Source organism: Streptomyces sp. NPDC046985, from assembly GCF_040644415.1.
Classification (GTDB): domain Bacteria; phylum Actinomycetota; class Actinomycetes; order Streptomycetales; family Streptomycetaceae; genus Streptomyces.
This window is the reverse complement of record NZ_JBEYWK010000029.1, coordinates 21,911-33,813: the sequence shown is the minus strand read 5'-3', so window position 1 is coordinate 33,813 and position 11,903 is coordinate 21,911. Positions and strand designations below refer to the sequence as shown.

Genomic DNA, 11,903 nt, shown 5'->3' with positions numbered 1-11,903 from the left:
CCTCGTACTCGTTCAGCTCGTGGTGAGCCGGACGGCAGGGGGATGAGACTCGCGAGTGGCCGGCGCTGTATCGAGGTCGGCCGAGCTTAGATGCAGGCTCAGGACGTCCAGACCTACACCGCCGAGCAGTTGGCGTGTTGCCTCCGCGAGCGCGAGGCAGGCGGCGATCACGCCGACGAAGGCGGCGCCGACCGCAGTTCCGGCGAGCTGGACGGCGCCGCAAGCGTCGCGGCGAGAGAGATCGTCGAAGGCGTGGTTGCGGGGCAGCGCGGGGCTGGTGACCGAGGGCTCGGCCCAGGCGGTCACCTGATCGCTCAGGCGTGCTGCGGGGAAGCGCCGCAGTTGGATGGCGTTGAAATCGGCCGGGCCAGCGCCCAGCCCGGCGTCGATGGCCAGGTTCCAGCCTACGCCGCTGATCATGCGGCGGGTGGCCAGGTTGTCGACACCGAGGAGAGCGACGTGGGCGTCGTTCGGGGGGATGCGGGTGTTGTGGTCCAGACGCTGCTCGATGATGCGGGTGTCGAAGCCGAGTGTGTCGAGGCTGGCGGCGACGAGACGGGTCTTACGGACCGGGGCAGGGCGGCGGGGAGTCAGCATGCCGGTGCTGTGGTTGGCGTTGACGGCCCTGTCCACTTCCTGAAGCAGGACGCAGACCTGACTGGGATCGGGGTAGGGCAGCCAGGACAGGGCCCAGGCGTTGGCCTGCCCGAGGTGGCCGAGTCCGATCAGCCACCATGAGGCAGGCATGTGGGTGAGAAGCGGCCCCTCGTCTTCTTCTCCGGCCGGTGACCACAGGTTGAGGCTGATGGACCGGTGACCGACGTCGCTGCCTGGGCGGGCCTGTACGGCGCCGAACGCTTCGTGGACGCCGAGGGCGGCCGCGCAGAGCGCGGCCAGCACGTTCCCGGCGTCGCTCGTGTCCGCACGCGCGGGGTCCGCGTTGGCGGCCGGTCCTACCGCCGGGTGCACCGAGGCAGTCCACCTGTTCCAGCACGCGCGCAGCACGATCGGATGTGCGGACAGACTCTGCGAGAGCGTAGGGGCTGGCGTGCCCAGGAGCACTACCGGCCAGTGCGTCGGCGTGTCCCGCAGGTCCGTGGTCAAAGTGGCGCCCTCGCTGGCCACGACCTCGGCGAGCGTGCGCCCGCGGTGCGGGCCGCCCGCCATCACCTCGGAGTCGTCCGCCACCACCTTGGTGTGGCCGAAGGCCCGCACGGCTGTGGCGATCGCGGTGCACAGTGCAGCCTGGTACGCGCCATGCCGATCATGCTGGTGACCGGCGACGATCACGATGCCGGTGGCTGCGTGGGCATCGAGCGCGGCTTCGAGAGTCGGATGGGTCCCGTCGTGCACGCCCAGCAGGGCGGTGCGATGGACGATGTCCCTGCTGGGGACGTTCATGAGTTCCTCCAAAGACGTTTCCAGCCTGCGGCCAGACGGCGTGTGAGCAGCCGTGCCCACCGAAGTCGGGGGAGGCGGTGTGTGCGGATACGTACGAGGGCCGCGGACTGGGGTCCGAAGGAGGAGAACCAGCCCCCACTCTCCCGCACATGCACGCCCAGTGCCCCGGCGTCGGTGACGCCGCTGGCGTAACGGGGGGCGATGAGCGCCACGTGCCCGTCCAGGGCGACCATCGGGTTGGCGGCGTCGGTGCGGCTCTGGGCCACACGCTCGGAGGGGTGGGTGTGGATGTCGCCGACGACGCGCAGCCCCTCGCGGCGGCAGCGTGCGGCCAGCGCGGTGTACCCGTCGGCGCGGAAGGTGATCGCGCCGGTCAGGCAGCCCGGGTCGAGGTCGTCGTAGTAGGCGATGGCGGTCACCGGCTGGGGGAGGCGGTCCGCGGGGTGGTCGCGATCGGTCAGCAAGAACGCCCCCGACTCCCGCCGGCCCGCGCCGCGGCGTGCCAGCTCGCGCATCAAGCCCCGGAACATGGAGGCGTCGAAGACCAGACGCGCGTCCGTCACGAGGTGCCTCCTGACGGCAGGCGGGCGTCGGACAGCATGCGGTGCATCTCCTCGAGATAGAACACGATGGTTCTGCTCGGGTTCCAGGCCCGCTGCGGGGATTCGGTGGCCCACTGGCCGTGTGTCGCCAGGCCGACCCGGTCGCATGGCAGATAGGGCGCGTTCTGGTTGCCGGGTGACCAGTCGGGGCGGAAGACCTCGGGGTTACGACCGGTGACGGGCCATCCCTCAACCGGCAGGGGTGCATCGGCCGCCAGATCCCACGGCCGGCCTGCGGGTGCGGTGGCCGGATAGTCCTGCAGGTCGAGACGCATTCCGCACTCCCTGCCCTCACCGACCGAGATGGCGACAGTCATCGCCGGCCAGGCGATGCTGACGATGTGCCAGAGCCCGGCGTCGACCCCGGCATCAACTGCCGCATCCTGGAGGTCGCGCAGCAGCCGTGCCTTGCACGGATCGACGCCCGGCTCCACAGCGCGGTTCATCCCTGCGCCCTGCCGGCGTGGACAAGGTCGAGGGCCACCGTGCACGAGCCAGCCGGGACGAGCCCGCCGACCGGCTCGGCCAGACGCAGGTCCGTGGTGGTCCCCGGCAGCCGCAGCACCAGATCGGCTGCGTCCGCCGCAGGGATACCGAAGGCCTTGACCGCCTCCTCGCGTACCTGCCGCACCCGTGTTGCCGGGTGCGCCTGCACGGCCTTCTCCGTACCCGCGTAAGCAACCGTGACCTCGATCCGGTGGCACTTGTGGACGACGACGTGGCCCGGCTGCTGGCCGAACAGCTCGAGCACCGTCAGTTCCACGTCGAGCTCCAGCTCGTCGCCGACGCGGTAGGCCTTCTCGTCGGCCTCGACCATCACCACGTCGGCCAGGCGGGCCTTCGGCTCGACCTCCTGAGTCTGTGCCCCGCCCTGCCCGACCCTGTAGGTGTGAACCCTCATGACCTGAACCTTTCTCCCGAACATGGCGGCCCGCGCGAGCGTGCCCGGCCTCGGCTGGGCGGCATACGGGCCGACCGCCAGATACGTTTTCATTGACGACAGTGAAATCGTATCACGAGTGAGTCCAGAGGTGCAGAGACGCGCCCGAACGAGTGATCCCCCGCACCCCGCCCGGCGCATGGCATGCTGGTCAGCTGTGCTACTGGAACTTGCCGGACGCCACCCCCTGCTGCGCCGCGACCTCGTCGTACGCCGTGCCGAACCGGGCCGGCTCGTCCTGGACGCCCGCCGCCTGGCCTTCGCCAGCCCCCTCGACCTGACGGCCGCGGCCGCCTACGTACACACCCACACCGGCGCGGGCAGCAGCATCACGCTGCTCCTGCCCGCCTCCCCGGATGTCACCTCCTACATGCAGCGCATGGACCTGCTCGAAGCTCTGCCGCACGGCACTCACGTCGAAGGCACCACCCCCGGCAAGACCCGCTACGACCGCTCCACCACCCTGCACGAGGTCGCCCACCTGCGGCCGGACACGGCCGACGCCATCGGTGGGAAAATCGGGCAGATGGCCATCCGGCACCTCGGCACCCGTGACGGGCGGCGAGTGTTCAAGGGCGTAGGCGAACTGATAGACAACGCCACCAGTCACGGAGCCAGCACCTGCGGCGCATTCATCGCCGCCCAGGCCTACAGCGGCAAGACCACCGGCTACCGCCGGCTGGAGATAGCCGTATGCGACACCGGCATCGGCGTCCTGTCCCACCTGTGCCGCAATCCCGCCCACACCCGCATCGCCACCAGCGCCGAAGCCCTCAAGCACGCCCTGCGCCCCGGCGTCAGCGGAACACAGGACAAACGCGGCAACGGCCTGCCCGATCTGCTGTCCGGCCCCGGCGGGACCGCCGCAACCCGCCTCGTGCTGCGCAGCGGAGACGGGCTGCTGCGCACCAGCCGGCCCCGCGGCAACACCACACCGACCCACTCCACCGACACGTCCACCCCCGTACAGGGAACCTGGTCCTGGCTGAGAGTCTCGTATCGTTCCTGAGCGAGCTGTGCTTCAATGAATTAAATGAAACCGCAGAAACGCGAAACGATGCTCCGCTATCCCGTGAAAGAGCACGGCACGTTTCTCGCTACCCGGGCCAAGGGCACCGAGACCCGCCAAGCCCTGGAAGAGCAACTTGCCGCCGCCCCCCTGACTCTGCTGACCATCGACTTCGGCGGCGTCGAAGCGATGACCAACAGCTTCGTCGACGAGTTCCTCGGCAAGTTCTATCTCCTGCTGGCCGCAGGAGATATCCGCACCGACGGCGTCCGTCTTGTCGGCCTGAACGAAGAGACCCGCGACGGCGTCACTGTCTGCCTCGAGCGCCGCAAGCAGATCGCCGTGGACGGCGACACGCACGAACTGCTCGGCGACACCGCCGTCCTGGCCGACACTTACGCAAAAATCCGCCGACTGGGAGACTTCCGGGCGGCCCAGCTCGCCGAAGAGCTCGGTATCTCGCTGCCCAACGCCAACAACCGGCTCAAGAAGCTCGTCGAAGCCGGAGCCCTCTACCGCGAGCGGTCGAGTGGCCCTGACCGAGGCGGGAAAGAGTACACCTACCGCCAAGCCCAGGGCGCCGCAGGTGCAACCAAATGACCAGCAGTTGACAGCACGAGTGCAGGGATGCCGCATCTGGACAGCCATCGGGGGGCCTACCGGACCGACCCCTATGCGTGTGGGGAAGGCGGCCGGAATACACGGATGCGGCCTCGGGGTGAGACGCATCCCCGCGTGTGCGGGAAAGGCCCTTGCTGACCTGCAGCTTTGTAGATCAAGGAACTGGATCTTGTTCACTTTGAAGGGTCAGGGCCGGCATTGACTTCGGTGTCGGTCCGCGGGAGCCGAACGGCGGCGCCTGGCTAGCAAGGATGTGAAGGCGCCGGCCCGGGCGAAGGCAGCACACCGGGCATGGGCCCCGCCCGCGGCAGGCGACCAGCTGTCAGCATGTGAGCGACGATGACCGTTACTGCTTCAGCTAGTGAAAGACCTTGTGGATGACGCACTCGATCGCCAGACGTGCCGCAGAATTGATGAGTTCCATTCAAAATAGTCCGATTCGCACGCAATGGCACTGGTTGGGTTATAACTTCAATCCAAAGACGCCTGGCTTCGCGATGGTGGGCGGACCGACGGTGATGGCGCTGGCGGCTGGTGATGCGGTGATGCCGGGCTTCGCCGCAGAGCAGCTCAAGCGATTGGAGTCGTTCGGCGGGGCCGAGAAGGATCTGGGCCACTATCAGCAGATTCTGGCCTGGTACTGCGAAGTGCTGGTCGTGGCGCATCTGGCCGCCTACGGCTGGCCGGCACCTGCAGCGTTTGAGATGGAGCCGGTCGCAGGCGGGGCGAAGGCCAATCCCGAGGTCGTGATCAAGCTTGATGGTGTCGGCGCGCTCGGTGTTGAGGTCAAGGCTGCTGACCTGCGTGTACACAGGGAACAGCGAGCGTCGAACGGGTGGCAGCTGAACGCCCGCACCGCGGCGTCTGAAGCGTTGGGCGACAAGGCCGTGACATTCCCTCGCGACAACCCGGTCAAGGACTTCCTCATCAGTGCGGACAAGAAGTTCGCCGGCTTCCGGGCGACGGATCCGGACTTTTGGTCGGTTCTCGTCGTCGTGTGGGACGACTTCGTCAACGAGCCTCTGACGGCGTTGACCTCTCCGGCCTCGGGACTGTTCACCCCCAGGTCGTTCTACCGCGCTGATGGTGGCGCGGTTGAGTTCGCGAACGTGGACGCGGTCTTGCTGGTCAGACATCAGCACCAGGTGGTGGAGGGTCTTGCGGGCCGGCCGTTGGCCGATAGCCGAGCACATCTTCTGGACTACGGCCGCCCCGGTGACTTTCCCCCGCACGCGCTGGTGACGAACCCGGCGGGGCGCGCCTTGCCGGCCGAGTTCGTGGCGGCGTTACACGCTGTCCCTGTGGAGGCGCTGAACGCTGCAGCGGAATACAACCCTGGAGAGATGGTGATGTGGGTCAACACCGCCGAAGGCACAACGGGTTGATCCGGCAGTGCCTCATGGTCGGCAGGGATGTCGTCCCGGGGCTGCTCGATGACGACCAGCACTGACAACCACCGACAACGCAGCCGCAGGCGCGGTCTGCCATAACGGCCGGGGGGGGGGCGACCCCTACGTGTATGAAGAGGTCCCGTGGATCCACCGCGACTATTCACCAGCCCGACAGACTCCCACGTGCGTAGGGAATACGGGCTGGGTACGATCAACCCCATCCTCAGAGAGGGTGGACCCCCACACGTGTGGGGACGACCCGAGCGTTTTCCCGGCTCTCTGACCGTAACCGGCAGACCCCCACACGTGTGGGGAAGATCGCAGGTCGAAGCCGACCATCAGCAGATCCGTGGACAGACCCCCACAGATGTGGGGAATGCCCTTGCGCGCCTGTGGTTTTGGAGACTGGTAAAGCGTTTCTTGTTCACTTTACATGGCCTGACCGCGCGGGTTGAGGGCCGCTGCCTGGCGGCAGTTCCCTACGGTGGTTCGGCCTGAAATGCCCGACCAATAGGTGGAGTTGGGCTCTTCAGCGGCGCGGTGGGCGGACTTACCCGTGAGGTTTCCTCCGTTGGGCGCGGGTTGACCGGCGGGGTTGCTGGCGGGCTGTAGCTGGCGGCCGGTGCTGAACGGAGGGTGTGGGCTGGATGCGGACGGATACGAGCCCTGCTGCGAGGAGGCCGTTGTCGCTGGCGCTGTTGATGTGGCGTCCGAGTTCGGTGGGGGAGGCCATGAGGCGCCGGTGTGTGGGGGAGTGGTGGAGTTCGAAGCCGTAACCGAAGTAGACCACCGCGCTGAGGCGGGTTCGGACCGCCTGCCGCCATTGACTGGAGGCCTGCACGGTCGCGCGGGCGATGACGGTGCCGTCGTCATGTTCGAGGGTCAGCCGCTGGCCGGTCAGCACGAGGGTGAGGTGCTGGGGTGAGATGAGGGTGGGCTGAGGTCCCGCCAGTCTGCGCAAGCCCTTGTCGCAGGCCCGGTGGACCTGGAGCTCGATGGACTTGCCGGTGTCGGGAGAGGTGGCACCGACCATCTTGTGGGGTTGCAGGATGACCAGAGCTTTCGGGCCGGGCAGGAACTTCCGGGCTTCGGGCAGGAGGAGGTCGATCGTGGAGCGTCCGGCGAGGCCGCCGTAGACCGGATCCGTGGACAACGACAGCACCGCGTGGCAACGGGCGGCCGCGTAGGCGTCTTTGACCGCTGGATCCCGATCAAGCGAGGGCAGGCCGATGGCCAGGATGGCGTCTGCCTCCTCCTGGTAGTTGCGGTGCACCGTCTCACCCATCACGGCAGACAGCCGCGGCATTAAGCCGGAGTAGATCCGCTCCCACACGCTGTCCGGGTCGTAGGGCTCGGTGAACCCCTTGTCGTTGAGTCGGCTCATCTGCTCCAGGAACCCCCCATACTCGGAGCTTCCGTTCATGGCCCGCCAGCTGTCGTGCACGACCTGCAGCAGGATGAACCTGGCCTCATCGGTGGCCGTCTCCAGCGCCGGATTCTCGGCGATGCCGGTTTCCTCCAGCAGCCGCCCCAAAAGTTTCACCGCACGCTGCTCTCCCAGGGTCACCCAAGTCCAGGCGCAGTGGCAGCCGACATTGTGCACCAGGTGGTGCAGGGCGAATCCGTAGAGGGTGCGCGGGCCGGCATAAGGCAGAAAGTCGCTGAGTGCAGCATCGGCCTGCTCCCACTTATCCTGCAGGACGAGCGCCTCGACCAGGAGGCGTTTGAGGTCGGCCGTGGCGGCAGACCATGGATCGGTGCTCCTGGCCAAGGCTGCGGTGGCGGTATCTTCGGCGCGTTCGGCTTCTCTCTGTTCCAACAGGTCCTGGACGGCGAGGAGGTCTTTTACCGCCTGTGTCGTCTTGGTGGGGAGCACGTCGGCCAGGGCACGGAACTCCTCCAGCAGTTGCGCGAGCGCAGGGTCCGGCTGGTCGCGCAGTCGCATTTGCAGGATCCGCGACGCCTCGGCCGCGAGGTTGACGACGGGCTCGGGCAGCGGCCCGTCGAGCTGGCGGAGGTAGAACAGCACGGGACGCAGATGGGCGGCAACACGGGGGCCGGCGTCGGCGTGCTTGCGCAGCTGGGCAAGGTGTGCCAGCAGGGTGTGCGCCTGGGCCGCCAGTCCCTCGTCCGGGCCGTCGGCTCGGCCCAGCCACTGCAGCTCGAGCTGCAGCAGGCTGTGTGCGGCGTCGTACTGGCCGTGGGCATGGTGAAACGCCGCCAGATTACCCATGAGCAGGGCCGTGTACCCGTCGGCTGTGCGCGCGGAGCGGATGTGCCCGATCAGCGCGGTGGCGTGCTGGGCCAGCTCCCAGGTCCGTTCCGCCTGCCCGGAGAGCAGGGCCCCGCGCAGCCAGCGGTCGGTGTGACAGGCCACATGCGACAGGCCCGCCGCCACATCCGACTGCGACAGCCCCAGGTGCCGGGCCAGAATGTCCTGCAGCACCGCGTTCATCGACACCGTGTCGTCACTGCCCGGAAAAGTCTCCTTGCGGGATGGCAGCGGCTCGTCATACCGCACCAGGGAGACGTCGGTCAGTTCTCGGATGACCTCGCGCACCGGGATCTGCGTCTCGTCGAACACCACCCAACCGGGAGCCAGCGGCAGGTTCCTGGGGCCGACGAAGGCACTCGCCAACGCCAGATGCACCGGCGCCCGGCGGGGAGCAAGCCAGCACAGTGCGGCCACCGTCGCCAGGGTCGGCTGCAGCAGACCACGCGAGCGGGCGCCGCTGATCAGACGCTCGGTGCTCAGCGCCACGGCCGCCGCCAGCGTCCGCGGATACCCGGCAGGCACCGACCGCTCATCGTCCGCGGCCCGATGGATCAGCGTATCCGTGTAGACGGGAAGGCGGTCCACGCCGATACCGCAGCTGACCAGATAGCCACAGGCAACCTCGATCGCCAGCGGCCAGCACTCCAGGACCTGGACCAGCCCGGACAGCGACGCCGCGTACTGCTCAACCTCGCTCTCACTCAAGCCCAGTCGCAACTGCAGCAAGCAGAGCGCTTCCTCACCGCTCATCGGGCTCAGATCGATGCGCCCTTGCACACCGTGCCAGTGCCCGCCCAGCGTCGTGACAATGACCCGGCCTCGCCCGCGACGCGGTATCCAAGCACTGGCCAGGGGCGCGCTCGCATCGTCGAACACCATCAGCCACCGCCCCGGAAGGGACTGCAACGCGGCATGCACCCGCTCGCGTACCAACCGCGGATCCCGCACCTCTGCCGGTTCCTCACTGCCGGTCAGATGCGCCAGCACGCGGGCAAACGACGCGACCAAGGCCTCCTCGCTCTCGGCATCCACCCAGAACACCGCGTCATAGCGGAAGGCCTGATCAGCGATGTGGGCCGCCGCCAGGCTCGACTTCCCCAGCCCCGACAGCCCGGTGACGACACACGTCCTCACACCCTCAGCGCCCTCCTCGCCGGGAGAGAGAACCTCTGCGATCCCATCGACGAGGTCCGCACGCACCACCTCCGGAATGGGCGGCAGCTGTCCGTAGACGATCCCGAATTCCTGCCGGCCGACAGCCGCGATCAACTCCTCGTCGCCGACCAGCACCGACCGTTGAAAATCCCGCACATCCCAGTTCGCCAGGCCAGGGTCGGCCGCACGGCGCATGACCTCAGCCACCAAATGACCCAGCACAAGCCCTCCGGCCCTGCGCGACAATCCCTGCCCGGCACGCCCCCGTTCGGCGCGCAGCGCGTCATTGAGATCCGCACGCAGCTGCCCGTCGCTGCGGCCATCGAACTCGACCCCCGCACGCGCCAGACGCTCCCAATGCTCCTCCGGCAGCGCCTGGCAGATACCCCACGCAGCGGGCGCCTTCACGAGAAGGTCCTTCAGCTCGGCCTTGATCCGCAGCACGTCACCGCGATTACGGCGCAACAGCTCAGCCAGCCGCAGACATCCCTCATCCGGCACGGCCGAGGTGATCAGCTGGTATCGCTCAGCGTCGATCCCCGTGACCAGACGCACCAGCACCGCCACCGCCTCGCGTGCCCGCACAGTCCGTCCCGCTCCGGCGCTCTTCACCTGGACCGCCATCAGCGAGCGGCCATCAGCGTCGGTCAGATCGAAATCGACCGAATCCGCCTGCTGGAGCGACCCCGTGTCCCCGGGCCCCTCGATGCGGCAGACAGCCGCCCTGCCGGTGCGCACACTGGCCAGCAGCGCTTCGACCGTGCGCAGATACTGATACTGGAACCCGCGAGCAGCCACACGCCCACCGTCGAACGCCACGCAACCCCCTGTGCCGAAACCGACTTGTGGCCGTAAGGCTAGGTGCGGTGTCTGACAACGGGCCTTCCTGCGACACCACTCGCGACTGCTTTCGGCCTCAGCCCAGCCACACATCACGACACCAGGCACAGACCAGGACACGCAGGGATAAACGAGGCCGTGGCGGGAAGAGCGGGAGCCGATCAGTGGCCACCGCGGCAGTGCGCAGCCGCCACCGCACCGGTCTGCCCAGTGATGGAAGGACCTGGCTGACCCATCCGGAGCTGTCGAACTGCGAGCCTACGCACGTAGGGGGAAGGCCGCGCATCGCTCAACTCGCCGCCCTGCTGTACGGCTGACTCCCACGCGTGTGGGGAATGCGGCGACGGACAGCTGTGCCCGGTTGGCGAACGGCAGACCCCCGCATGTGTGGGAAGCATCCCGAGACGATCGTTGTCGACCGGGGAAAGGTCGACAGACCCCCACGAGTGTGGTAGCGCTCGGAGGGTGGGTTGTTGGTGTGCCGAGTGTTTGTTGGCCTGGTGTGTTGTGGGTTCGTTGAGAGTGGCCGGGTGGGCGGTTCCGGCGGCCGGTTCGGGGTGTGGGCTGGGGTTGTGTCGTGTGTGTTGAGTGGTACCGGGTTCGTTGTGGGTTTTACTAGCGTGTAAAGGATCGGTTGGTGTTTGTGCTGGTCAGGGCTGTTTTTCCTGTTCGGTGGTCGGGGGTTAGCGGTTGCGGGTGGGGCGGTTGTGTTGTTCGGCGAGGTGGTCGAGTCGTACCGCGTCGAGGGTGGCTTTGGTGATGCGTTCGGTGCCGTCGTGGATGGCGGTGATGGCTGCTTGGCGGATGAGCCTTGTGAGAGATCCGATGCGGCCGGCGGTGCGCTGGTGGAGGTAGGCGGCGTGGCGGGGGAGGACACCGGGTTTGTGCTGTTGGAGGTCGAGGGCGTTTTCGATGTCGGTGATGACGTCGCGGAACGGCTGTCGGGTGCCGTGGCGGGCGGGGAGGGGACCGCAGGTGATGAGGGTGGCGCGGCCGGCGAGCTGGGCGCCGCGGGTGCCGCTGAACAGGGGTGTGTCGGTGACGTTGATGCCGGCGTAGACGAAGGTCGCGGGCAGGCGTTCGGTGAGGTCTTTGAGGAGGTCGGCGGCCTGGGCGCCGGTGGTGGTGCGGGGGTTGAGGCGGTGGATCTCGTCGATGAGGACGAGTTGGACGCCGGCTTGGGTGTAGGTGTGGCAGACGGCGTCGGTGATCTGGGTCTGGGTCATGCGGGTGGTGACGGGGATGCCGAGGTAGCGGGCGAATTCGGTGATGAGTGTTTTCGCGGTGGCGCCGGGCGGGACGAGGACGTACGCCACGGGTGCCGCGCTGTGGGCTGATCCGGGCGGGGGCGGGTTTTTGCGGGTGTGGGCGAGGTGGCAGGTGCGGCCGACGTTGAGCAGGGCGGTGGTTTTGCCGGCTGCGGCGGGGCCGGTGACGATGAGGGAGGGCCGTGCGGTGGTCTGCTGGTGGCGGCCGAGGATCATCAGGGTGCGGACCTGGGTGGCGAGTTGGCTGATGGCGGGGGTGCGGATGGTGACGAACGCGGAGTGGTAGGCGAGGCGTTCGTCGGTGCTGCGGGGCGGGTCGCCGGGCTGGGGCGGGGCGGGCAGCTCGGTGGTGGCGAAACGCTGCCAGCCCTGCCAGGTGGTCAAGGCCCAGCACGGCTCGG

The 11,903-nt window shown here is 67.9% G+C and carries 10 protein-coding genes; 4 read left to right on the top strand and 6 right to left on the bottom strand.

All coding sequences use genetic code 11. From position 1 onward, the window contains the following. Window positions 1–12: 12 nt before the first annotated feature. From ABZ861_RS29125 to ABZ861_RS29110, 4 genes are read right to left on the bottom strand one after another with little or no spacing between them, the layout of a single operon-like run. Window positions 13–1,401 (bottom strand): hypothetical protein, encoded by a 1,389-nt coding sequence (locus ABZ861_RS29125; RefSeq protein ID WP_361636225.1) that lies wholly within the window; start codon window positions 1,399–1,401, stop codon window positions 13–15. Further along, a complete protein-coding gene (locus ABZ861_RS29120) occupies window positions 1,398–1,964 on the bottom strand; it encodes a hypothetical protein (protein ID WP_361636222.1) in 567 nt (188 codons plus the stop codon). Before ABZ861_RS29120 ends, ABZ861_RS29125 begins: the two co-directional genes overlap by 4 nt. Then, window positions 1,961–2,449, bottom strand: a complete 489-nt coding sequence (locus tag ABZ861_RS29115; RefSeq protein WP_361636219.1) for a hypothetical protein — start codon at window positions 2,447–2,449, stop codon at window positions 1,961–1,963. Before ABZ861_RS29115 ends, ABZ861_RS29120 begins: the two co-directional genes overlap by 4 nt. Continuing rightward, the gene (locus ABZ861_RS29110; RefSeq protein ID WP_361636216.1) at window positions 2,446–2,997 is read right to left on the bottom strand and encodes a hypothetical protein; all 552 of its coding nucleotides are present in this window, start codon (window positions 2,995–2,997) and stop codon (window positions 2,446–2,448) included. The genes ABZ861_RS29115 and ABZ861_RS29110 overlap by 4 nt, the downstream gene beginning before the upstream one ends. 103 nt (window positions 2,998–3,100) lie before the next feature. On the opposite strand from ABZ861_RS29110, the gene ABZ861_RS29105 reads away from it, so the two are divergent. The 3 genes from ABZ861_RS29105 to ABZ861_RS29095 all read left to right on the top strand — a co-directional run bounded on the left by ABZ861_RS29105 (window position 3,101) and on the right by ABZ861_RS29095 (window position 5,958). After that, window positions 3,101–3,952, top strand: a complete 852-nt coding sequence (locus ABZ861_RS29105) for a hypothetical protein (protein WP_361636213.1) — start codon at window positions 3,101–3,103, stop codon at window positions 3,950–3,952. A gap of 24 nt (window positions 3,953–3,976) precedes the next feature. Continuing rightward, on the top strand, window positions 3,977–4,552 hold the full coding sequence (locus ABZ861_RS29100) for a MarR family transcriptional regulator (protein WP_361636209.1): 576 nt from the start codon (window positions 3,977–3,979) through the stop codon (window positions 4,550–4,552). 398 nt (window positions 4,553–4,950) lie between these two features. Then, entirely contained in the window at window positions 4,951–5,958 is a 1,008-nt protein-coding gene (locus tag ABZ861_RS29095; protein ID WP_361636207.1) for a hypothetical protein, read from the top strand. Between the two features lie 556 nt (window positions 5,959–6,514). Here ABZ861_RS29095 and ABZ861_RS29090 read toward each other — a convergent pair. Next, window positions 6,515–10,213 (bottom strand): NB-ARC domain-containing protein, encoded by a 3,699-nt coding sequence (locus ABZ861_RS29090; protein ID WP_361636204.1) that lies wholly within the window; start codon window positions 10,211–10,213, stop codon window positions 6,515–6,517. A gap of 185 nt (window positions 10,214–10,398) precedes the next feature. Here ABZ861_RS29090 and ABZ861_RS29085 point away from each other — a divergent pair, with 185 nt between their 5' ends. Beyond that, window positions 10,399–10,551 (top strand): hypothetical protein, encoded by a 153-nt coding sequence (locus tag ABZ861_RS29085; protein ID WP_361636202.1) that lies wholly within the window; start codon window positions 10,399–10,401, stop codon window positions 10,549–10,551. A gap of 366 nt (window positions 10,552–10,917) precedes the next feature. Here ABZ861_RS29085 and ABZ861_RS29080 read toward each other — a convergent pair whose 3' ends face one another. Then, complete coding sequence (locus ABZ861_RS29080; RefSeq protein WP_361636270.1) at window positions 10,918–11,886, bottom strand: ATP-binding protein; 969 nt, start codon at window positions 11,884–11,886, stop codon at window positions 10,918–10,920. Window positions 11,887–11,903: the final 17 nt, after the last annotated feature.